At 71.0% G+C, this 21,959-nt stretch carries 20 protein-coding genes and 1 pseudogene; 8 read left to right on the top strand and 13 right to left on the bottom strand.

What is annotated here, in order from left to right:
* Nucleotides 1-227: 227 nt before the first annotated feature.
* The 5 genes from cbiE to ACIRS4_RS12060 all read right to left on the bottom strand — a co-directional run bounded on the left by cbiE (nt 228) and on the right by ACIRS4_RS12060 (nt 5,225).
* Nucleotides 228-1,463 carry a precorrin-6y C5,15-methyltransferase (decarboxylating) subunit CbiE gene (gene cbiE / locus ACIRS4_RS12080; protein WP_404193670.1) on the bottom strand — a complete coding sequence of 412 codons (1,236 nt, stop codon included), beginning with the start codon at nt 1,461-1,463 and terminating at the stop codon, nt 228-230.
* A 189-nt stretch (nt 1,464-1,652) separates the two neighbouring features.
* On the bottom strand, nt 1,653-2,291 hold the full coding sequence (locus ACIRS4_RS12075) for a GNAT family N-acetyltransferase (protein ID WP_404193667.1): 639 nt from the start codon (nt 2,289-2,291) through the stop codon (nt 1,653-1,655).
* Between the two features lie 202 nt (nt 2,292-2,493).
* Nucleotides 2,494-3,318, bottom strand: coding sequence for a MetQ/NlpA family ABC transporter substrate-binding protein (locus ACIRS4_RS12070; protein ID WP_404193665.1), 825 nt, complete (start codon nt 3,316-3,318; stop codon nt 2,494-2,496).
* Nucleotides 3,319-3,438: 120 nt separating this feature from the next.
* A complete protein-coding gene (locus tag ACIRS4_RS12065; protein ID WP_404194032.1) occupies nt 3,439-4,119 on the bottom strand; it encodes a methionine ABC transporter permease in 681 nt (226 codons plus the stop codon).
* 62 nt (nt 4,120-4,181) lie between these two features.
* Nucleotides 4,182-5,225, bottom strand: coding sequence for a methionine ABC transporter ATP-binding protein (locus ACIRS4_RS12060; protein WP_404193662.1), 1,044 nt, complete (start codon nt 5,223-5,225; stop codon nt 4,182-4,184).
* Nucleotides 5,226-5,851: 626 nt separating this feature from the next.
* Between ACIRS4_RS12060 and ACIRS4_RS12055 the strand changes: the two genes are divergently transcribed.
* Nucleotides 5,852-6,211 carry a hypothetical protein gene (locus ACIRS4_RS12055; protein ID WP_352250717.1) on the top strand — a complete coding sequence of 120 codons (360 nt, stop codon included), beginning with the start codon at nt 5,852-5,854 and terminating at the stop codon, nt 6,209-6,211.
* 1 nt (nt 6,212) lies between these two features.
* Complete coding sequence (locus ACIRS4_RS12050; RefSeq protein ID WP_404193659.1) at nt 6,213-6,629, top strand: hypothetical protein; 417 nt, start codon at nt 6,213-6,215, stop codon at nt 6,627-6,629.
* Here the strand turns inward: ACIRS4_RS12050 and ACIRS4_RS12045 are convergent.
* Together ACIRS4_RS12045 and ACIRS4_RS12040 are read right to left on the bottom strand one after the other, a co-directional pair.
* Nucleotides 6,619-7,116: a GNAT family N-acetyltransferase gene (locus tag ACIRS4_RS12045; protein ID WP_404193656.1), complete on the bottom strand. Its 498-nt coding sequence runs from the start codon at nt 7,114-7,116 to the stop codon at nt 6,619-6,621. The two genes, ACIRS4_RS12050 and ACIRS4_RS12045, sit on opposite strands and share 11 nt — an antisense overlap.
* 202 nt (nt 7,117-7,318) lie before the next feature.
* The gene (locus tag ACIRS4_RS12040) at nt 7,319-8,533 is read right to left on the bottom strand and encodes a glycerophosphodiester phosphodiesterase (protein WP_404193653.1); all 1,215 of its coding nucleotides are present in this window, start codon (nt 8,531-8,533) and stop codon (nt 7,319-7,321) included.
* A gap of 340 nt (nt 8,534-8,873) precedes the next feature.
* On the opposite strand from ACIRS4_RS12040, the gene ACIRS4_RS12035 reads away from it, so the two are divergent.
* Entirely contained in the window at nt 8,874-9,545 is a 672-nt protein-coding gene (locus ACIRS4_RS12035) for a lysophospholipid acyltransferase family protein (RefSeq protein WP_404193650.1), read from the top strand.
* Nucleotides 9,546-9,975: 430 nt separating this feature from the next.
* Here the strand turns inward: ACIRS4_RS12035 and ACIRS4_RS12030 are convergent, their stop codons facing one another.
* The 5 genes from ACIRS4_RS12030 to ACIRS4_RS12010 all read right to left on the bottom strand — a co-directional run bounded on the left by ACIRS4_RS12030 (nt 9,976) and on the right by ACIRS4_RS12010 (nt 15,934).
* Complete coding sequence (locus ACIRS4_RS12030; protein ID WP_404193648.1) at nt 9,976-11,499, bottom strand: MFS transporter; 1,524 nt, start codon at nt 11,497-11,499, stop codon at nt 9,976-9,978.
* Nucleotides 11,496-12,047, bottom strand: coding sequence for a TetR/AcrR family transcriptional regulator (locus ACIRS4_RS12025; RefSeq protein ID WP_404193645.1), 552 nt, complete (start codon nt 12,045-12,047; stop codon nt 11,496-11,498). Before ACIRS4_RS12025 ends, ACIRS4_RS12030 begins: the two co-directional genes overlap by 4 nt.
* Before the next feature lie 96 nt (nt 12,048-12,143).
* Nucleotides 12,144-13,115: an aldo/keto reductase gene (locus tag ACIRS4_RS12020; protein ID WP_404193643.1), complete on the bottom strand. Its 972-nt coding sequence runs from the start codon at nt 13,113-13,115 to the stop codon at nt 12,144-12,146.
* A 91-nt stretch (nt 13,116-13,206) separates the two neighbouring features.
* The gene (gene argH, locus ACIRS4_RS12015; RefSeq protein WP_404193640.1) at nt 13,207-14,634 is read right to left on the bottom strand and encodes an argininosuccinate lyase; all 1,428 of its coding nucleotides are present in this window, start codon (nt 14,632-14,634) and stop codon (nt 13,207-13,209) included.
* Nucleotides 14,635-14,740: 106 nt separating this feature from the next.
* A complete protein-coding gene (locus tag ACIRS4_RS12010) occupies nt 14,741-15,934 on the bottom strand; it encodes an argininosuccinate synthase (RefSeq protein ID WP_404193637.1) in 1,194 nt (397 codons plus the stop codon).
* Nucleotides 15,935-16,143: 209 nt separating this feature from the next.
* Between ACIRS4_RS12010 and ACIRS4_RS12005 the strand changes: the two genes are divergently transcribed.
* From ACIRS4_RS12005 to ACIRS4_RS11985, 5 genes and pseudogenes are all read left to right on the top strand, one after another.
* Complete coding sequence (locus ACIRS4_RS12005; RefSeq protein ID WP_404193635.1) at nt 16,144-17,052, top strand: hypothetical protein; 909 nt, start codon at nt 16,144-16,146, stop codon at nt 17,050-17,052.
* Nucleotides 17,053-17,163: 111 nt separating this feature from the next.
* Nucleotides 17,164-17,593: pseudogene (locus ACIRS4_RS12000) on the top strand (pyridoxamine 5'-phosphate oxidase family protein); the annotation flags it as partial.
* 58 nt (nt 17,594-17,651) lie between these two features.
* Complete coding sequence (locus ACIRS4_RS11995; RefSeq protein WP_404193632.1) at nt 17,652-19,034, top strand: ferric reductase-like transmembrane domain-containing protein; 1,383 nt, start codon at nt 17,652-17,654, stop codon at nt 19,032-19,034.
* Nucleotides 19,035-19,116: 82 nt separating this feature from the next.
* The gene (locus tag ACIRS4_RS11990; protein ID WP_404193630.1) at nt 19,117-20,250 is read left to right on the top strand and encodes an FMN-binding protein; all 1,134 of its coding nucleotides are present in this window, start codon (nt 19,117-19,119) and stop codon (nt 20,248-20,250) included.
* Nucleotides 20,251-20,305: 55 nt separating this feature from the next.
* The gene (locus ACIRS4_RS11985) at nt 20,306-21,043 is read left to right on the top strand and encodes an FAD:protein FMN transferase (protein WP_404194030.1); all 738 of its coding nucleotides are present in this window, start codon (nt 20,306-20,308) and stop codon (nt 21,041-21,043) included.
* 367 nt (nt 21,044-21,410) lie between these two features.
* Here the strand turns inward: ACIRS4_RS11985 and ACIRS4_RS11980 are convergent, their stop codons facing one another.
* Complete coding sequence (locus ACIRS4_RS11980) at nt 21,411-21,956, bottom strand: arginine repressor (RefSeq protein WP_130444368.1); 546 nt, start codon at nt 21,954-21,956, stop codon at nt 21,411-21,413.
* Nucleotides 21,957-21,959 lie beyond the last annotated feature (3 nt).

Raw genomic sequence — 21,959 nt, 5'->3', positions numbered from 1 at the left:
GGCATTGTCGCGGTCGTCGTCGCCTCGCGACAGCTTGATCCGAGACGCTCCGCTGTGGACTGCGCCACGTTGCGCGCCCACGGGTTTCGACGTACCACACCCGCCCCAAAACGGATGGGTTTTCCGGACATTGACCGACGAAAGGCCGGGCGACCGGATGCGGTACGACGATCGGCCAGCCTACCGCGCGCGGTACGACAACCGGATCACCGGGAGGGCAAAACGGTCTACGCGGGACGCTCGGGCCATACCCCGCTGAGCAGGAACGCGACGCTCCGTTCCGTCTCCGTCCAGGCCCGGGTGTCGAGTTCGACGGACTGGAGGAGGGCGCACTCGACGCGGTAGCCGTGTTCGGTGAGGTCCCGGCCGATGAGTTCGGCGGCGTCGCGGGTCATGGCGTGGGTGACGATGCGTTGGGGGCGGCGGTCGGCGACCGCGGAGACGACGGCCGCTCCCCCGCCGCCGACGCGGACGACGTCCGGCTCGGGCAGGTTCTCCAGGATGTGCGGGGCGGCGCCGCGGACGATCTGTAGCTGAACGCCGAAGCGGCGGGCGGTGGCGTCGGTGCGGACGCACGCCTGAAGCGTCCGGTCCACGGCGATCACGGCCGCGCCGGCCCGCGCGGCCTCGGTGGCGAAGGCCCCGCTGCCGCAGCCGATGTCCCAGACGAGGTCGCCCACGCGCGGGCCGAGCCGGGACAGTTGGGCGGTGCGCAGGAGTTCCGTCTCCCCTTCGCCGAGTTCCCCGAGTTTCCCGGGTTCCCCGTGCCCGCCGTACGCCTCTGCGGGCAGCGCCCAGCCGCGCGGGCCCGCGTCGGGGGCGCGGCCGGTGATCCAGCCGCTGTCGGCCTGGGGCGCCGCGGTCCCCCCGATGACGATGACGACGTTGGGGTCACGCCAGGTGTGGTCGGCGGCCTTGTCGGAGGTGACGACGCTGATGTGCTCGCGGTCGGTGCCGAGTTCCTCGCAGACGACGAAGGTGCGGTGGACGCCCTCCATCAGCAGGCCCAGTTCGGCGGGGCCGGCGCCGGGTGAGGTGAGTACGGCGACTTTGGTGTGGGCGCGGCATACATTCACCGCGCGTCGCAGGGTGCGCCGGTGTGCGACGACCACTTGGGCGTCGTCCCAGGGCATGCCGGCGCGGGCGAAGGCGGCGGCGACGGAGGAGACGGCGGGGACGACCTCGACCTCCAGGCCGAACTCGGGTGCGCGCAGGGTGCGCACGACGCCGAAGAAGCCGGGGTCGCCGTCGGCGATGACGACCGCGGTGCCGCGGTGGCCGGCGATGCGGCGGGCGGCGAGGGCGACGCTGCCGAGGCGCAGACGCTCGGCGGCGGGAGGCACTTCCGGCAGCGCCAGATGGTGCGCGGCGCCCGCCACCAGTGTGGCGGCGCCCAGGGCGGAGCGGGCCGCGGCGGTCAGCGGCGAACCGTCCCAGCCGATCACCGTGACGCGGTCGGCCATCGTCCTCAGTCTCCCGGGGTTTGCGCAGGCGGCGGTCCCGTGAGGGTACCTGGTCGCGCGGGGCCGGGCGGGGCGGCGGCGGGCCCGTGATCAGGGTGGATCAGTTCCGGCCGAAGACGAGGACCGGTTCCGGCCGAGGCGGTGTGATCGGTCCCGTCGCAGCGGGACGCCGGCCCCGGTCGGGGGGGATCAGTTCCAGTCGGTGTACGAGGTGAAGCCGCCGCTCTCCGCGAACTGCTCCCCCGAGCCTTCGAGGTCCTCCGGGAGCAGGCTCCACACGATGAAGTCGGTGCGCACCTCGGTCCAGGAGCCCTCCTCGGTGCGGGCCCGGGCTATACAGGCGTTGCGCAGGACGCCTTCGCTGATACAGCCGATCTTCTGGGCGACCTGCTGGGAGGCCGTGTTGTCGGCGGCCGTGCGCAGCTCTATGCGCTCGAACCTCTGGTCGGTGAACAGCCATTGGGCGGTGGCCAGCGAGGCCTCGGAGGCGTAGCCCTCGCCGCGGGCCCACGGGGCGACGATGTACGACAGCTCGGTGGCCCGCACGTGCCAGTTGGTCTTGGTGAGCTGGATGACGCCGACGAGCCGCTGGGTGAGGAACTCGGTGACGGCGAGGTCGAGGCCGCGGCCGGCGGTGCGCTCGGCGGGGGCGTACCGGGTGATCCAGGTGCGGGCCGCGGTCTCGGTGAAGGGCTGGGGGACGTCGGTCCAGGCGACGATCTGCTCGTCGTTCATCATCGCGGCCATGGACGGCACGTCGTCCTCGTCGAGGGGGCGCAGCACCAACCGCTCCGTGCTGATGGAGATGGCGGGGAAGGTGCTCGTCATGGGTCGCTCCGTAACCTTCGAGACCGTAGGGGTCCGACCTGCCTGACCGTCAGACCCGCTGAACTGCCCAGCATGCAGCATGAAAGCACCCTGTCGCACCACGGGGTCCGCACCGGGCGAAGGGTGCGGACCCCGAAGGCGTGTGCGAGGCCGACGGCGGCCTTCCCGGGGTGTCGGCTGCCCTCCCCGGGGGGGCGTCGGCTCAGAAGGAGGCGACGACGGAGCCGGCGTACTTGTCCGCGATGAACTTCTTGACCTCGGGGGAGGTGAGGAGCTTCGCGAGCTTCTTCACGCGCGGGTCGTCCTCGTTGCCCTTCTTCACGGCGAGGAAGTTGCCGTACGGGTTGTTCTCGGCCTTCTCCAGGGCGAGGGCCTGCTCGGCGGGCTTGAGGCCGGCGGAGAGGGCGTAGTTGCCGTTGACTACGGCGGCGTCCACGTCGTTCAGGGAGCGCGGGGTCTGGGCCGCCTCCAGCTCCTTGAACTTGAGGTTCTTGGGGTTCTTGGCGATGTCGGCGGGGGTGGCCGAGTTGCCGGCGCCGTCCTTGAGGGTGATCAGGCCGTTCGCGGCGAGCAGCTTCAGCGCTCGGGCCTCGTTGACGGTGTCGTTGGGGACGGCGACGGTGGCCCCGCTCTTGAGGGCGCCGAGGCTCTTGGCCTTGTCGGAGTAGAGGCCGAGCGGCTCCAGGTGGACCGTGACGACGGGCACGATGTCGGTGCCGTTCTTCTCGTTGAAGTCGTCGAGGTACGGCTTGTTCTGGAAGTAGTTGGCGTCCACCGAACCGTCCGCGGTCGCGGGATTCTGCGTGGTGTAGTCGCTGAACTCCTTGACCTCCAGGTCGAGGCCCGCCTTCTTCGCGAGGTGGTCCTTGACGTAGGTGAGGATCTCGCCGTGCGGGACCGGGCTCGCGGCGACGATCAGCGGGCCGCTGGTGTCGTTGGCGGCGTTGCCGGAGCCACAGGCGGAAAGCCCGAGGGTGAGGGCTCCGGTGACGAGGGCGGCGGTGGTGAACTTGGCGGTGTTACGCACGAAAAGTGCCTTTCCTGATGGTGGTGCGACCCCGTGGTGGGTGGTACGGGGAAATCTGTGAGCGGTGAGGGGGTGGGGGATGCGGCGCTCAGGCGACCTTGCCGACGTCGGTCGGGGCGCTCAGGCGACCTTGCCGACGTCGGCCGTGGCCGGCTCCTCGGCCTTCAGCAGGCGGAGCTTCGGGGCGGGGCCTGAACGGCCGCCACGCCGGTGCAGTGAGCGGGCCGCGAAGTCGCCGGCGAACTGGATGAGCGAGATGACGACGGCGAGGATCGCGACGGTGATCCACATCAGGTCGGTCTCGAAGCGCTGGTAGCCGTAGCGGATGGCGATGTCGCCGAGGCCGCCGGCGCCGACGGTGCCGGCCATCGCGGAGTAGCCGATGAGGGCGACGATCGTGGTGGTGGTGCCGGCGATCAGCGAGGGCAGGGACTCGGGCACGAGCACCTTGCGCACGATGGTCCAGGTGTTGCCGCCCATGGACTGCACGGCCTCGACGAGTCCGCCGTCCACTTCGCGGACAGCCGTCTCGACGAGCCGGGCGAAGAACGGGATGGCGCCGACGGCGAGGGGCACGATGGCGGCCTCGCGGCCGATGGTCGTCCCGGTGACGGACCGGGTGAAGCCCATCAGCGCGACCATCAGGATGATGAACGGCATCGAGCGGGCGACGTTCACGACCTGCCCGATCACCTTGTTGGCGACGACGTTCTGGAGCAGGCCGCCCCGGTCGGTGAGGACCAGCAGGACGCCGAGCGGGAGGCCGCCGACGACCGCGATGAGGGTGGACCAGCCCACCATGTAGAGGGTGTCACCACACGCCTGCTCCAACAGGGGCCATCGCTCGGAGAGTTCCGCCCAGCTCACTTGGCACCGCCCTTCACCAGCAGGGACTCCTCCGCGGAAGCGCCCAGCACGTCTATCTGCAGGCCCTGTTCGCGCAGGAAGCCGATCGGCACGACGTTGTCCTCGTAGCGGCCGGGCAGTTCGATGCGCATCCGGCCGACCTGGAGACCGCCGACGGTGTCGACGGCCGCGCCGAGGATCGAGATGTCGATGTTGTAGGTGCGCGAGAGCTGGGAGATGACCGGCTGGGTGGCGGCCTCGCCGTGGAAGGTGACGTCGACGACGGTGCGGCCGTCGCCGTCGGACTCGCCGCTCACCGGGAAGAGCGCGGCGGCGAGTTCGGAGCCGGGGGTGGCGAGCAGTTCGCTGACCGTGCCGGACTCGACGACGCGGCCCTGTTCCATGAGGGCGGCGGAGTCGCAGATCGACTTGACGACGTCCATCTCGTGGGTGATGAGCAGGACGGTCAGGCCCAGCTGGCGGTTCAGGTCGCGCAGCAGCTGGAGGATGGAGCGGGTGGTCTCCGGGTCGAGGGCGCTGGTGGCCTCGTCGGAGAGCAGCACCTTGGGGTCGCCGGCGAGAGCGCGGGCGATGCCCACGCGCTGCTTCTGGCCGCCGGAGAGCTGGGCGGGGTAGGCCTTCGCCTTGTCGGCGAGACCGACGAGGTCGAGCAGCTCCAGCGCCTTGCGGGAACGTTCCTTCCCGGTGGTGCCGAGGATCTCCAGCGGCAGCTCGACGTTGTCCTGCACGGTCCGCGAGGACAGCAGGTTGAAGTGCTGGAAGACCATGCCGATACGGCTGCGGGCGCGGCGCAGCTCACGGCCCGCGCGCGGGCCGCGGCCGGCGAGGGCGGTGAGGTCCTGGCCGGCCACGGTGACCGTGCCGGAGGTGGGGCGTTCCAGGAGGTTGATGCAGCGGATCAGCGAGGACTTGCCGGCGCCGGACTGGCCGATGACGCCGTACACCTCGCCTTCGCGGACGTGCAGGTCGACGCCGTCGAGGGCGGTGACCTCACGGCCGCTCGCGCGGTAGACCTTGGTGAGGCCCGTGGTGGTGATCACGTGGGTTTCCGTCACTGTCGAGTGCGCGGGCGTGGGTGTGCCCGGGCACGGATGCGTTCGTTCAAGGACGCGACACGGTTCTCGCTGTGACGCTGGATCGGGGAGAACATGTGCGCGGGGCGGCTGTGCGTCACGTACGGCTCATCGGCTCACTGCGTACGCACGTGCCACCGCGTCTCGCTTCGGGGCGCGAGCTCAGGGTGGTGCGGGGGCCCTCTAGAAGGCGCACATTCGACACATACAACGAGCACCGGGCGTCATGGTCGCCTCGGTCGCAGGGGTGCGGTCGCTCGTCGTGGTCATGCGATCAGTAAACCAGACGTACGGTCCTGACAGGCCTCGAATGTCCGCATGCTGGACAGCCGTGGACACCCCTCCGGGGCGCCCGGGCATCCTCGCGCCCGGCCCGCTCCCCCATCGCCGACCAGCGCGGACGGTCCGGCCCGGCTCCACGCGCCACTTGTACGGCCGCAGTCCGCCGCAGGAACGGTGGTGACCAAGGCCACGGGGGCCGACGCGGCCCGCGGACCCTCACAGAATCTCCCGCCAGGCGTCACCGAAGGCCCTCGCGAGGCCTCGCGGGCCCGGGCGCGAGGGGCCCGTCAGGGGCGTAATAAGGTCGCTGCATGCTTGATGCCCTGACGCTGGCGACCGGTGTCGCCGCGCTGCTGCTCGCCGCGTGGTGCGGCTGGGCGGCCTACCGCGACCAGCCCACCAAGGACTGGCATTTCATCGGGATGGCCGTGGTCTCGGTGCTGGCACTGGCCCAGCTGGTGATCGGGATCGTGCAGCTGGCGCGGGGCGAGAAGCCGGCCCAGGGCACGACGATCTTCGTGGCGTATCTGCTGGGGGCGCTCGCGTGCCTGCCGGCGGCGGGGTTCATGTCGCTGGCCGAGCGGACACGGTGGGGATCGGTGACCGTCGCGGCGGCGGCGGTCGTCCTCGCCGTCCTCGAGGTGCGGCTCTACGACATCTGGGGAGGCTGAGATGACGGCCGCGCAGGAAAGGCCGCAACGCCTGATCGGCGGGCCGGGCCTGGTGCTGGTGTGGTTCTACGGCGTGATGGTGGTCGGTGCGGTGTCGCGCTCGGCGTACCAGATCGCCACGGAGTTCGACCGGGCGCCGCTCGCCTACTCGCTGTCGGCGGTGGCGGGCGTGGTCTACGGGTTCATCACGTACTCGCTGGTGCGGGGAGGCGAGACGGCGCGCAGGGCGGCACAGGTGTGCTGCGCCGCCGAACTCGCGGGCGTGCTGATCGTCGGCACCTGGACGCTGATCGAGCCGTCCGCCTTCCCGGACGCGACCGTGTGGTCGGACTACGGGATGGGCTATGTGTTCATTCCCGTGCTGCTGCCGCTGACGGCGCTGTACTGGCTGCGCCGGTCCCGCACGGTCACGCCGTAGCCGCGTAGGCTCCCGCCGCCTTCTCCAGGACGATCATCGGGACGCCGTCCGTGCCCTGGGAGGTGCCCACGGTCTCGTAGCCGACCCGGCGGTAGAGGCGGAGGTTGCCCTCGCTGCGGTGGCCGGTGTGGAGGCGGAACCTCTTGGCGCCGCGCTCCTCGGCGAGGGCGGCCTCGGCCGCGCGGAGCAGCCGCGCCCCGATGCCGTGGCCCTGGAGGCGGGGGTGCACGCAGAGCTTGCCGATGGCGGCGGCCCCGTCCTCCGTGATGGAGCCCTGGACCGAGCCGACGACCTCGTCGCCCAGCCGGGCCACGAAGACGCAGTCGGTGGCCAGCTCCTCGCGCACCGAGTCGAGGGACTGGACGAGAGGGGCGATGCGGTAGTTGCCGTACAGCGCCGCCTCTCTCTGGAAGCACAGGTACTGCAGCCTGAAGATCTGCTCGGCATCCTGCTCGGTCGCCACCGAGATGGTCACGCTCATGCCCATGTGCGCACGCCTCCCGCTCACCTGATCGCCTGTGGTCCTTCACTCCTATCCCCGCACTTCGCGAGCCGCAACCACCAGCGTCAGGAGACGTCGCAGACATCATGGACATCTGGAACGTTACGGTCCGAGACTTCCCTGTGAGATACCCAACTCCCCCGCGATCTTCCGGTATGCGGGTCCTCCGTGTCGGCCGGACGGCCGCTCAGCGATCGGCGTGATCCTCGCGGGCCAGCAGGCCGGTGTCGGGCTGGTCGGTGAACACGCCGTCGATGCCGGTCGCGAAGTAGGTCCGGTAGGCGCCGAAGACGTCTCCGTAGCCGTCCGGGGCGGCGCCCTTGCGGAAGTCCGCGGGCAGGAAGGGGTTCTCGTTGCGCATGGTGTACGGGTGCAGGATCAGGCCGACTGCGTGGGCGTCCCGCACCAGGGTGGTGGGGGTGGTCAGCTTGCCGGCCGCGTCCTTGGGGATGACGAGGTCGAGGGTGGGGCCGATGCCCTGGGCGTAGCCGGCGATCTCGCGGAGTCCCTTGCGGGTGACCAGGTCGGCGACGGTGCGCGGGTCGCCGGTCGCGACGAAGTCCCAGGGCCGGGTGGCGGCGCCGGAGAGCAGCACCACCAGGGGGTTGTCGACCAGCTTGTTCAGGCGCTGGACGCTGGTCGGCTCGAAGGACTGGATCACGACCGGGGCGTTCTTGCCGTCCTTCCCGTGCCGGCGCAGCAGCGCGGCGACCCGTTCCTCCAGGCCCAGACCGAGCGCCCGGAAGTAGGTGGGGTGTTTGATCTCGGGATAGATCCAGACCTGCTTGCCTCGCTCACGGGTCTGCCGGTCCTGCCACTTCAGGACTTCCTCGAAGGTGGGGATCTGCCAGCGCCCGTTGTACAGGGTGTTGTGCGGGCGGTTGGCCGGGACGCGCTCGACGGCCCGCAGGGTCTTCAGCTCGGCCAGGGTGAAGTCCTCGGTGAACCAGCCGGTGGTGGGGACGCCGTCGAGGGTCTTGGTCGTCTTGCGGACGGCGAACTCGGGATGGTCGGCGACGTCGGTCGTCCCGCCGATCTCCGGCTCGTGACGACAGACGAGGTGACCGTCCTTGGTGGGGACCAGGTCGCCGGCCTCGACGATGTCGGCGCCCAGGTCGAGGGCGAGTTCGTAGGAGCCGAAGGTGTGCTCGGGGCGGTAGCCGCTGGCGCCGCGGTGACCGATGATCGTGGGCACGGGGAGGCTCTTCAGGCCCTTGCCGCCGTCGCCCCGGCCGCCGCCGTGCCGGGCGTCGGCCGCTCTCGCCGTGCCGCCCAGGCCGAGGGTCGCCCCGCCGGCGCCCAAGGCGGCCGCCGCGCCGAGGAACACACGCCGCCCGGTGCCGCCCGGCCGCCGCTCCGGCTCACGTTCGTCCTGCGCCCGCTGCGACTCGTGCCCGCCCATGTGGGTCCTCCTGCCGTCGGATCGTCCGGTGCGCGCCGATCGTAGGGGCCCGGATGTGACCGGTGGGAGACCCTGGTGCGAACGGGTGGGTGAGCGCGGATGGCGTGTATTCGACGGAACATGACGCCGCATCGGATTCGGTGTCACGGGCCCGGGTAGCCGGGCGGTACCGTCCGTGTGACGGGTCGGTGACGGGCCGCGACTGTTGGGCCGCTGGAGGTAAACCTGCGTCAACAGTGCGTAAGGCGTCGGTGAACCCGGTGTGCAGACCCGGGGCAGCCGCGAGTATCGTCCTCACCTGCACATACACATACCGTTTCCCTTGACACCGGAGGGTTCGTTGTCCCGCTTCGCGCTCATCAAGGCAGTGCTCGGACCGATCATCCGCCTGATGTTCCGCCCCCGGGTGGAAGGCGTGGAGCACATCCCGGGGGAGGGACCGGTGATCCTGGCCGGGAATCACCTCACCTTCATCGACTCGATGATCCTCCCGCTGGTGTGCGACCGGCAGGTCTTCTTCATCGGCAAGGACGAGTACGTCACCGGCAAGGGCTTCAAGGGCCGGCTGATGGCCTGGTTCTTCACCGGCGTCGGCATGATCCCCGTCGACCGCGACGGCGGCAAGGGCGGGGTCGCCGCGCTGATGACCGGGCGGCGGATCCTGGAGGAGGGCCGGGTCTTCGGGATCTACCCCGAGGGGACGCGCTCGCCCGACGGCCGGCTGTACCGGGGGCGTACGGGCATCGCCCGGCTCACCCTGATGACCGGCGCGCCGGTGGTGCCGTTCGCGATGATCGGCACCGACAAGATCCAGCCGGGCGGCTCCGGGATGCCCCGGCCGAGCCGGGTCACCGTCCGCTTCGGCGAGGCGCTGGAGTTCTCCCGCTACGAGGGGATGGACCGCGACCGCTATGTGCTGCGGGCGGTGACGGACTCCGTGATGGCTGAGGTGATGCGGTTGTCGGGGCAGGAGTATGTGGACATGTACGCAACGAAGGCCAAAGCGGCGTAGGCCTCCGGCGGTTGGGCCGGGTGCGGTGCGGGTTCGGTGCGGGTGCGGGTCCTGGTGCGAGTCCGGGTGCGAGTTCGGGTGCGAGTCCGGGGTGGCTGGTCGCGCAGTTCCCCGCGCCCCTTGGTTGCGTCGCTTACCCGGCGTCAGCCAGGCACCGATCCCCCATGCGCTGGGCGCGCCCCCGCGGCGGAGCCGCACGTCGGTACAGCCCCGCGCCCCTTGGTTGCGTCGCTCACCCGGCGTCAGCCAGGCACCGATCCCCCATGCGCTGGGCGCGCCCCCGCGGCGGGGCCGTACGTCGGTACAGTCCCGCGCCCCTTGGTTGCGTAACTCTTCCGGCGGCAGCAGGCGCCGATGCCTCACACGCTGGGCACGCCCTCGCGGCGGAGCCGTACGTCGGTACAGTCCCGCGGCCGCTTGGTTGTGGCGCTCACCCGGTGGTTTCCAGGTGCTGTTCCCTCAGCAGGACCCATGCCGTCGCTGCTGTCGCCAGCAGTACCGCTGCGCCCACGCCGGAGGCGACGCTCAGGCCGTCGACGAACGCCTCCCTCGCTGAGTTCAGCATCGTTTCCGCCTGCGCCGTCGGCATTCGGCTTGCTGCTTGCACCGCGCCGCCCAGGGATTCGTGGGCGCCCTCGGGTGTGCCCGATGGGGCGGGGAAGTCTCGGTAGACGCCGGTCACGATCGAGCCGAGTGCCGCGATGCCCAGGGCCGCGCCCAGTTCGTACGCCGTCTCCGAGACGGCCGATGCCGCTCCCGCCTGTTCTCTGGGGACGGAGGAGAGGATCACGTCGGAGGTGACGGTGAAGGAGAGGCCGGCGCCGACGCCGACCACGAGGAGGGCCGCTCCCAGCAGGGGGTAGCCGGTGGACCGGTCGACGACGGTCAGGGCGGCCAGGGCGAGGCCGATCGCCGCGAGGCCGCCGGAGACCACCGTCCGGACGGAGAAGCGGCGGGCCGCGCGCCCCGCGAGCAGGCCGGCCGTCACCGCCCCGATGGCTGCAGGCAGTTCCGCCAGGCCAGCCTCCAACGGCCCCCTGCCCTGGACGAGTTGCAGATACTGGGAGAGAAAGAAGACCAGGCCGGACATCCCCAGGACGGTCAGCAGGTCGGCCAGGACCGCGCCGCTGAAGCCGCGGCTGCCGAACAGGCGCATGTCCAGCAACGGGGTCGGCAGGGTCAGCTGGCGGTGTACGAAGCCGTACAGCGCGGCGGCGCCCAGCAGGCCGACGGCCAGCGTGGGCCAGGCCGGGCCGTGGGAGGCGGCCTCCTTGACGGCGTAGACGATGCCGATCATGCCGACGAGGGACAGCGCCACACTGGGCAGGTCCCAGGGGCCCGGGTTCGGGTTGCGGGACTCCGGCAGGGTCCGGACGCCGACCACGACGAGGACCGTCATGACGGGCAGGTTGATCAGGAAGACCGAGCCCCACCAGAAGTGTTCGAGCAGGAAGCCGCCGGCGATCGGGCCGACCGCGGTGCCGGCGGAGGCCGTCGCACCCCAGATGCCGATGGCGAGGCTGCGCTCGCGGGGGTCGTGGAAGATGTTGCGGATCAGAGCGAGCGTGGCCGGCATCAGGGTCGCGCCGGCGACGCCGAGCAGGGCGCGGGCCGCGATCATCGTCTCGGGCGTCGTCGCGTAGGCGTTCAGGACGGATATCGCGCCGAAGGCGGTGGCCCCGCCGAGCAGGATGCGCTTGCGGCCGACGCGGTCGCCGAGGCTGCCCATGGAGACGAGCAGGCCGGCGATGACGAAGGAGTAGACGTCGCCGATCCACAGCAGCTGGGTGCCCGAGGGCGCGAGGTCCTCGCTGATGTAGGGGGTCGCGAGACCGAGGACGGTCGCGTCGACGGCCACCAGCAGCACGGCGAGCACGAGGACGGACAGCGCGAGCCAACGGCCCGGGCGCTTCACCGCCTCGGGCGTGGTCACCGGCTGCAGGGTGCTGGTCATGATTCCTCTCTCCGTAGCGCGCCGCCGAGCAGCAGCTCGACGATCATGTGGTGGAAGTCCTTGGGGGCGACCTTGCCGCAGAGCACGACCCAGGCGCCGGAGGCGAGCAGCCCGAACAGGGCCTCGGTGAGCCATGCCGGGGTGAGGTCGATGCGGAACTCGCCGTCGTGCTGTCCGCGCCGGAAGAGCGCCGAGATGCGGGCGTCGATTCTGGCCCACCCCTCGTTCTGCTCCTCGCCCTCGTAGAGCTGGTTCTCGGTGTAGAGGAAGGCGAGCAGTCCGGCGGCCGGTTCGAGTTCGCGCACGAGTCGCCGTACGGCGTCGCCCGCCGGCCCGTCGTCGAGGCGCGCCGCGTCGAGGGCGGCCTCGCATTCGGCGATGCCCAGCGCCTCCAGCGCCCGCACGAGAGCGTCCCGCCCGGCGAAGTGCCGGTGCAGGGTGGCCCGGCTGATCCCGGCGGCCTTGGCGACCTCGTCCATGGTCGCGGTGGACTTGCGGGTCAGCAGCGCGGCGGCGCTGCGCAGTACGTGGTCACGATCGACAGCCATGAGACGACTATAACCCAGATGAGACATCATTGTCTCATCTGGGGCTTGCAGGTATCAAGCGGGGGTCGATCAGAAGCTTCGGCGTGCCGCTGTCGATCAGTGCCAGGGCAGTCGGCCGCGTCGCTCCCAGTAGGCCTGCGGCTCCTCCGCGAGGGCGGCGAGGCGGGTCAGCTGGTCCTCGTCGAGGTCCACTGCGGCGGCGTGCAGGTTGGAGGCGAGCTGGGCGGTGGTCGCGGCGCCGGAGAGGACGACGCCGGCCCAGGGCTGCCGCAGCACCAGTGCGAGGGCGACCGCGTCGGAGCCGAGGGAGGTCTCCTTCGCCACCGCCTTGAGCGCGTCCGGCGCGTGCGGATCGGCGAGGCGGCCGTTCGCCATGCCCTCCTTGACGATCACCGTGAGCCCGGCGGCGTGCGCCTCGGCGAGCGCCGGGCCGGCCGAGGTCTCCAGGGCGTTGTACGTCGACTGCACGGTACGGAAGAGGGGCTCGCCGTCGACGGTCACGGCGAGGGCCGCGCGGATCGCGTCCGCCTGGGCGGGGCCGCTGGTGGAGAAGCCGATGGTCACGCCCTGGGCCGCGGCTTCGGCCAGCTCGGCGTGCAGGTCCTTGTCCGCGAGGGCGGGGCTGTCCGGGGTCACCGAGTGGATCTGGTAGAGGTCGAGGCGGTCGCCGAGCAGTTCGGCCGTCTCGGCGCGCTGACGTTCGTACGTCCTGACGCTGTGGTCCTTGACCTCGTGCTGCTCGGCGTCAGTGGTCCAGCCGGCGGTGTAGGTGTAGCCCCACTTGCTGCCGACGACCACATCGTCCAGCTCGGGGTTCCGCTTCAGCCAGTCCGCCAGGAACTCCTCGCTGCGGCCGTAGGAACGGGCCACGTCGAAGTAGCGGACGCCCTGGGCGTAGGCGGCGTCGAGGAGTTCGTGGGTGCGGGTGCGCAGGGCTTCCACACTGCGGTTCTCGCCGAGGGCCTGGGCGCGGTCGAGGGTGATGTAGCCGGGGCGGCCGACCGCGGCGAGGCCGAAGCCGATGTGGCAGGTGGGGGTCGTCGCTGTGGCCAGGCGGGCGAAGGGCATCGCGGGCTCCGTGGGTCGGCATTCGGCTCGTGACCAACGTAACCCGCGATGACCTTCGCTTCAGAGCTCGGTCGCCGCGCCGCTTCGAGCGCTACTTCTTCGCCGTCGCCCACTCGTGCTGGGCCGCCACGTCCGCCTTGACCTCGGCCAGCTGGATCGCCACCGCGCTCGGGGCCGTGCCTCCCCGGCCGTTGCGGGAGGCCAGGGCGCCGGGGACGTTGAGGACCGTGCGGACCTCCGGGGTGAGGTGGGCGGAGATCTCGGCGAACTGGGCGTCCGTGAGCTCGTCCAGTTCCTTGCCCTCGGCCTCGGCGACCTTCACACAACTGCCGGCGACCTCGTGCGCGACGCGGAACGGCACGCCCTGCTTGACCAGCCATTCGGCGATGTCGGTGGCCAGCGAGAAGCCCGCCGGGGCCAGCTCCTCCATGCGCTCGCGGTGCACGGTGAGGGTGGCGATCATGCCGGTGAAGGCGGGCAGCAGGATCTCCAGCTGGTCGCAGGAGTCGAAGACCGGCTCCTTGTCCTCCTGAAGGTCGCGGTTGTAGGCGAGGGGCAGCGCCTTCAGGGTGGCCAGCAGACCGGTGAGGTTGCCGATCAGACGGCCGCTCTTGCCGCGCGCCAGCTCCGCGATGTCCGGGTTCTTCTTCTGCGGCATGATCGACGAGCCCGTGGAGAACGCGTCGTGCAGCGTCACGAAGGAGAACTCCTTCGTGTTCCAGATGATGATCTCCTCGGCGATCCGGGAGAGGTTCACGCCGATCATCGCGGTGATGAAGGCGAACTCGGCGACGAAGTCACGGGACGCCGTGCCGTCGATGGAGTTGCCGGCGCTGCCGTGCTCGAAGCCGAGGTCCTGGGCGACCGCCTCCGGGTCGAGGCCCAGCGAGGAGCCGGCGAGCGCGCCGGAGCCGTACGGCGAGACGGCCGTGCGCGCGTCCCACTGGCGCAGCCGCTCGGCGTCCCGGGACAGGGACTGCACATGGGCGAGGACATGGTGGGCGAAGAGCACCGGCTGGGCGTGCTGGAGGTGGGTGCGGCCGGGCATCGCCACGTCCGGGTGGGCCTCCGCGAGGCCGATCAGCGCGTCCTGGAGCTCGGCGATCAGGCCGCCGACGATGCGGGCGTGGTCGCGCAGGTACATGCGGAAGAGGGTGGCGACCTGGTCGTTGCGGGAGCGGCCGGCACGCAGCTTGCCGCCGAGGTCGGGGCCGAGGCGCTCCAGGAGGCCGCGTTCGAGTGCGGTGTGGACGTCCTCGTCGGCGATGGTGCCCACGAAGTCGCCGGACGCCACGTCCGCCTCCAGCCGGTCCAGGCCCGCGAGCATGCCGGTCAGCTCGTCGTCGGTGAGCAGGCCCGCCTTGTGGAGCACGCGCGCGTGGGCGCGGGAGCCGGCGATGTCGTAGGGCGCGAGCCGCCAGTCGAAGTGGACGGACGCGGACAGCTTGGCCAGGGCCTCGGCGGGGCCGTCGGCGAAACGGCCGCCCCAGAGCCGTACGTCACCGCTGTTGCTGCTCACTTGCTGTGCTCCTTGGGAGGTTCCGGTTCCGGATGTGCCGCCGCCTCCCCACGACGTGAGTGAGGAGGCGGTCGTCAGGCTAGTGCGTGCGAGGCAAGCGGAGGGGTTACGCGAGGTCCCGCTTGGCGGCGATCTTCGAGGACAGGCTGTAGATGTCGATGAAGCCCTTGGCCGCGGCCTGGTCGAAGGTGTCGCCGGTGTCGTAGGTGGCGAGGTTGAAGTCGTACAGGGACGACTGGGAGCGCCGGCCGGTGACGACCGCGCGGCCGCCGTGCAAGGTCATCCGGATGTCGCCGGAGACGTGCTGGCTGGCCTCGTCGATGAAGCCCTCCAGGGCGCGCTTGAGCGGCGAGAACCACTGGCCGTCGTAGACCAGCTCGCCCCAGCGCTGCTCCACCTGCCGCTTGTAGCGGGCGAGTTCACGCTCGACGGTGACGTTCTCCAGCTCCTGGTGCGCGGTGATCAGGGCGATCGCGCCGGGGGCTTCGTACACCTCGCGGGACTTGATGCCGACGAGGCGGTCCTCGACCATGTCGATCCGGCCGATGCCCTGGGCGCCGGCGCGCTCGTTGAGCTGCTGGATGGCCTGAAGGACGGTGACGGGCTTGCCGTCGATGGCGACCGGGACGCCCTGCTTGAAGGAGATGACCACCTCGTCGGCCTCGCGCGGGGTGGCCGGGTTCTGCGTGTACTCGTAGATGTCCTCGATCGGGGCGTTCCAGATGTCCTCGAGGAAACCGGTTTCGACGGCGCGGCCGAAGACGTTCTGGTCGATGGAGTACGGGGACTTCTTGGTGGTCGCGATCGGAAGGTTCTTCGCCTCGCAGAAGGCGATGGCCTTGTCCCGGGTCATGGCGTAGTCGCGGACCGGGGCGATGCACTTGAGGTCGGGGGCGAGGGCGACGATGCCGGCCTCGAAGCGGACCTGGTCGTTGCCCTTGCCGGTGCAGCCGTGGGCGACGGTGGTGGCCCCGTGCTTGTGCGCGGCGGCGACGAGGTGCTTGACGATCGTCGGCCGGGAGAGCGCGGAGACCAGCGGGTAGCGGTCCATGTAGAGGGCGTTGGCCTTGATCGCCGGGAGGCAGTACTCGTCGGCGAACTCGTCGCGGGCGTCGGCGACTTCGGCCTCGACGGCGCCGCAGGCGAGGGCGCGCTTGCGGATGACGTCCAGGTCCTCGCCGCCCTGGCCGACGTCGACCGCAACGGCGATGACCTCGGCGCCCGTCTCCTCGGCGATCCAGCCGATGGCGACGGAGGTGTCCAGACCGCCTGAGTAGGCGAGTACGACGCGCTCGGTCACGGGTTTCTCCTCACACTGCATTCGCTGACATGCATGAGTATGCAGGAGCCTGCATGATTCGTCAATCCGATCCGGCACCGGACAGGAATCTGAGAATTTCTTGAAGCCGCTTTGAACATCGGCAACCGCTTACCCGTACTTCCGACCGAACGCCGGCGCCGCGTTGCACCACCACTCCTGACCCTCGTGAACCCAAGTGAGGCATCCGCATGTCCAGGGCACTTCCGAAGTACAACAAGCGTCGTGTGGCGGTCATCGGCGGCGCCGCCGCGCTGGCGCTGACCGGCGCCGTGGTCGTGAACTCCGCTCTCGCCGGGGAGTCGTCCAAGAACAGCACCGCGAACGCCAACACGCTCGCTTCCGTCGGCACGATCTCCTGCCCGGACGTGGCCTCGCAGCTGCCCGCGATCCCCGCCACCGCCAAGGCCGAGGTCGACCGCAACCTGGCGCTGCTCAACACCCAGATCGCCGAGGCCAACAAGCGCCTCGTCGACACCGTCGGCCAGGGCGGCCCCAACTTCGTCAACAACGCCATCCTCGGCCCGCTCAAGGACAAGCGCGTCTCGACGGTCAACCGCATCGCCACCGCGATCGGCCGCACCGCCGCCAAGCCCCAGGGCCTGGAAGCCCTCGCGCCCTGCGCCCTGAACGGGGGCGGCGTGAACGCCGGCGGCGCGGCGGGGAACCAGGGCAACGCGGGCAACAACGGCAACGGGATGGGCAACGCCGGCAACAACGGCAACGGCAACGCGGGCAACAACGGGAACGGGAACGGCAACGCCGGGAACAACGGGAACGGCAACGGCAACGGCAACGCCGGTGCCGCCGGCACCATCACCTGCCCGGACGTGGCCTCGCAGCTGCCCGCGATCCCCGCCACCGCCAAGGCCGAGGTCGACCGCAACCTGGCGCTGCTCAACACCCAGATCGCCGAGGCCAACAAGCGCCTCGTCGACACCGTCGGCCAGGGCGGCCCCAACTTCGTCAACAACGCCATCCTCGGCCCGCTCAAGGACAAGCGCGTCTCGACGGTCAACCGCATCGCCACCGCGATCGGCCGCACCGCCGCCAAGCCCCAGGGCCTGGAAGCCCTCGCGCCCTGCACGCTCAACAAGTGACATGACCTGACGGAAGCCGCCCCCCGCCGAGACGTCGGCCGGGGGGCGGCTTCCGTCGGCTTCCGTCATGTGAACTCCCGGCATCGAGAATGGTGCCGCCGGACAGCCATGGGTCATGGGGCGGAGACGCTCGCGCATCTGCGGGAGAACGGCCGGATCACCCTGATGTGGTGCGCATTCCAGGGCCGCCGAACATCGTGCGCGTGCACGGCCGCGGCGAGCCGGTCTCCCGCGACGACGCCCGCTTCGGCGAACTCCTCGCCCGCTTACCGGACATCGACCCCACCCGCACGGCCCGCGCGATCGTCGTGGTGCACGCCGAGGTCGTGCGCGGCAGCTGCGGGTACGCGATGCCGTACATGACGTACGAAGAGGACCGAGACCTGCACGGCAGACGGTTCGCCCGCGAGGACGACGCCTCGCTCAGCGCCTACATCGAGTAGAAGCCGCACACATCGCCACGAGCCTGGACGACCTCCCCGGCCTCCCCCTGCCGTCGCCTCCGTCACCCCCGTCGCCACCGTCGTGGACGAGTGGATGAACACTGCGTGCTCGCGGTCCGTATCTGAGGGCCAAGGGTCAGTACCCACGGAGGAACCGTGACCACGACGATCGCCGGCGGCCGTGCCGCCCGCCGCCAGACGATGCGCCGCATCCGTCCGCGCCGCTCCCCGGCCGTCCCGCTGTTGATCGCCGTATGGGCGGGCGCCGCGGGTGTGCTGTGGCTGTGGTGGAACAACACACCGTCCATCGCGGACACCAACGGAAAGATCCTCCAGGCGGGCCGGATCACCGGCCTGCTGGCGGGGTACCTCATGGCTCTCGTCGTGCTCCAGATGGCACGTGTGCCGGCTCTGGAGCGGCGGGTCGGCTCGGACCGGGTCGCCCGCTGGCACGCGATGAGCGGCCGCTACACGCTCTGCCTCACCTTCGCGCACGTCTTCCTCATCATGTGGGGGTACGCGCTCCAGGCCGGCAAGTCGCTCGGCGACATCGTGCAGCAGACGGTCGACTCGGTGAACCAGCTGCCCGACATGGGCAAGGCCGCCATCGGCACGGGTCTGCTGCTGGTGATCGGGCTCGTCTCGATCGGCCCCGTGCGCCGCATGATGCCGTACGACACCTGGTACCACGTCCATCTGCTGACGTACGCCGCCGTGTTCCTGACGTTCTGGCACCAGATCACCACCGGCAACGACTTCGCCGTCGAGCCGACCGCGAAGACCGTCTGGTACGCGCTGTACGGCTCGGTCACCGCGCTGGTCGTCTGGTACCGGATCCTCACCCCGCTCCGGCTGAACCTGCGCCACCGCATGTACGTCGAGGCGGTCATCGAGGAGACGCCCGGCATCGTGTCGGTGTTGATCGGGGGCAACAAGCTGCACCGGATGGGCGCGGAGGCCGGTCAGTTCTTCCGCTGGCGGTTCATGGCGCCGGGGATGCGCTTCAGCTCCCACCCGTACTCGCTGTCGGCCCCGCCCCGCCCCGACCTGCTGCGGATCACGGTCAAGGCGATCGGCGACCACAGCGAGGCCCTGCGCGAGCTCACGCCCGGTACCAAGGTGTGGGCCGAGGGCCCCTACGGCGCCATGACGGCGTCCCGCCGCAGCCGCGGCAAGGTGCTGCTGGTGGCCGGCGGCGTCGGCATCACGCCGATGCGTGCGCTGTTCGAGACGCTGCCCGGCGGCGCCGGTGACATCACGCTGCTCTACCGGGCCAACAGCACACAGGACCTGGCCCTGTGGGACGAGCTGTCGAAGATCGCCGACGAGCGCGGGGCCCGGCTGATGTACGCGGTGAACAGCCCCGACGGGGAGCGCCCCGACATCTCGGCCGAGTCCCTGCAGCGCAAGCTGCCGGACATCGAGGAGCACGACGTCTTCATGTGCGGACCGAACGGCTTCGCCCAGGGCGTGTACGAGGCACTGCGCGGCGCCGGGGTCCCCGCCCGCCGCATCCACCACGAGTCGTTCGAGATGTGAGCGACGCCAAAAATCCACGGATCCACGGGAAACTACGGGAATCGGGAATCGGGAACCAGGAGCGATGAAGAAAAGCCACCCCATGCGGCGCATTGTGCTCGCCAGCGCCGCCACCGTGTCCGGGATCGTTCTGCTGCTGTCGCTGAAGCCGGACTCCGACCCGGCGGGCGCCGCCGCGAGCGCGGTGCCCCCGCAGTCGTCGGTCCAGGGCGGCGCGCAGGCCGCCGGCGCCGGCTCGTTCACCGGTGACGTGCAGCAGACGCAGTACGGGCCGGTGCAGGTCCGGCTGACCGTCGCGGGCGGGAAGATCACCGTCGCGGAGGCCGTGCAGCATCCCAAGGGCGGTCAGAGCGACCAGATCAACGGCAACGCCGTGCCCAAGCTCAACCAGGCCGCGGTCGCCGCGCAGAGCGCGCAGATCGACGCGGTGTCAGGGGCGACCTTCACCAGCGCCGGCTACCAGAAGTCGCTGCAGTCCGCGATCGACAAGATGAAGGCGAGCGGGGGGTCCGCGCAGGCGTCGGGCGCCGGCGCGGCGCAGGTCTCGGGCACCTTCACCGGTGACGCGGAGGAGACGCAGTACGGGGTGGTGCAGGTCCGTATCACCGTCCAGAACAACAAGATCACCAAGTCGGAGGCGGTGCAGGCGCCCAAGGGCGGGCGGAGCGACCAGATCACCGCCGACGCGGTCCCGAAGCTGGGCCAGGCCGTCGTCGCCGCGCAGAGCCCGAACGTGGACATGGTGTCCGGCGCGACGTACACCAGCACCGGCTACAAGAAGTCCCTCCAGTCCGCGATCGACAAGGCGAACGCGAGCGCGAGCGCGCAAGGGTCGGGGTCGCAGGGCTCGGGGTCGCAGGGCTCCGGTTCACAGGGCTCCGGTTCACAGGGCTCGGGCTCGTCCCAGGGCTCGGGGTCGCAGGGGTCCGGCAGTGCCCAGGCGTCCGGCACCTTCACGGGCTCCGTGGTCCAGACGCAGTACGGTCCCGTGCAGGTCCGGGTCACCGTCGCGGGCGGCAAGATCACCAAGGCCGAAGCCGTCCAGCAGCCCAAGGGCGGGATGAGCGATCAGATCAACGGCGACGCGGTGCCCAAGCTCAACCAGGCGGCGGTCGCGTCCGGAGACGGCGACATCGACGCCGTCTCCGGCGCCACCTACACCAGCGGCGGCTACAAGAAGTCCCTGCAGTCCGCGCTCGACCAGGCCGGCGGCTGACCCGGTGACCGAGTCGGGGCAGGATCCCGCCGTGGTGCGGCACGCGGAGGAGGTCATGGGGACCGTCTTCTCCTTCGACGTCCGCGGCGGGGAACCCGCAGCGGTGCGGGCGGCGCTGGACGAGGCCGTCGCCGGGCTGCACCGGGTGAACGAGGTGTTCAGCACCTACCGCGAGGACAGCCAGGTCTCCCGGATGACGCGCGGGGAGCTGAGCGTCGAGGAGTGCGACGCCGAGGTCGCCGAGGTGCTGGAGCTGGGCGCCGAGGCGGAGCGGGTGAGCGACGGCTGGTTCAGCATGCGCTACGAGGGCCGGCTCGACCCGACGGGGATCGTGAAGGGGTGGGCCGCCGAGCGGGCGGCCCGGCTGATCGCCGAGGCCGGGGTCAGCGGGGTGAGCGTGAACGGCGGCGGGGACGTCCAGTTGCTGGGCGTGCCCGGGCCGGAGCGGCCGTGGCGGGTGGGCGTGTCCGATCCGCTGCGGCCCGGCGGACTGGCGGCGGTGGTCTCGGCGGCGGGAGCGGACGAACTGGCGGTGGCCACGTCCGGTACGGCGGAGCGGGGGGCGCACATCGTCGACCCGCGTACAGGACGGTCCGCGGTGACGGATCTGGTCGCGGTCACCGTGGTCGCGCCGCGGCTGACGTGGGCGGACTGCTGGGCGACGGCGGCGTTCGCGATGGGGTCGCGGGAGGGGCTGGCCTGGCTGGAGTCCCTGCCGGACGTGGAGGCGCTGCTGATCACCGCAGGTGACGAGGTCCGGTGCACCGGAGGCTTGGCCTCACGGCTGGGCTGAGGGTCCCCACCCGGACGGGGTCGCCCACCCGGACGGGGTCGCCCAGCCGGACGGGGTGTCCAGCCGGGCCGGGTGCCAACCGGGCCGGGTGCCAACCGGGCCGGGTGTCCAGCCAGGCAGGGTGTCCAGCCGGGCGGAGTTGTCGCTCAGGCCGGGGTGTTACTCCCCCGCGCTGCGGGGTGCCGCTGCGCCCCGTGCCGCCCCAGCGGCACAACCGCCCGCAGCTGGGGCGGACGGATTGTGCCAGCGCCGCCGGCCGGTCCCACCTCAGGGGCACGGGGAACTGCGCGCCCAGCCACCACGCACCCGCACCGCACAACCGCCCGCACCCGCACCCGCACCCGCAGTCGGCGAAGGGCAGCGCCCCTCACTGGCCGTTCTGGGCCAACCTCAGCAGGTGGTCGGCCAAGGCCTGACCTCCCGTCGGGTCGCGGCTGATCAGCAGCAGCGTGTCGTCGCCGGCGATCGTGCCGAGGATGTCGTGCAGTTCCGCCTGGTCGATCGCCGAGGCCAGGAACTGGGCCGCGCCGGGCGGGGTGCGCAGGACCACGAGGTTCGCGGACGCCTCCGCGGAGATCAGCAGCTCCTGGGAGAGCCGCCGCATCCGCTCCTCCTTCGCCGACCCCCCGAGCGGAGCCCGCGGCGTGCGGAAACCGCCCTCGCTCGGCACCGCGTAGATGAGGTCGCCGTCGGTGTTGCGGATCTTCACCGCATTCAGCTCGTCCAGGTCCCGGGAGAGCGTCGCCTGGGTGACGCTCAGTCCGTCGTCGGCGAGGAGCTTCGCCAACTGGCTCTGGGAGCGCACCGGTTGCCGGTTGAGGATGTCCACGATCCGGCGGTGACGGGCGGTGCGGGTCTGCGGTACGGCAGGCCCGTTCGCCCCCGGCTGCTCGTGATCCTGCGCCTGGCTCATCGT

It is taken from the genome of Streptomyces sp. NPDC101166 (assembly GCF_044768125.1).
GTDB lineage: Bacteria > Actinomycetota > Actinomycetes > Streptomycetales > Streptomycetaceae > Streptomyces.
This window is presented reverse-complemented; position numbering and strand designations above follow the sequence as displayed.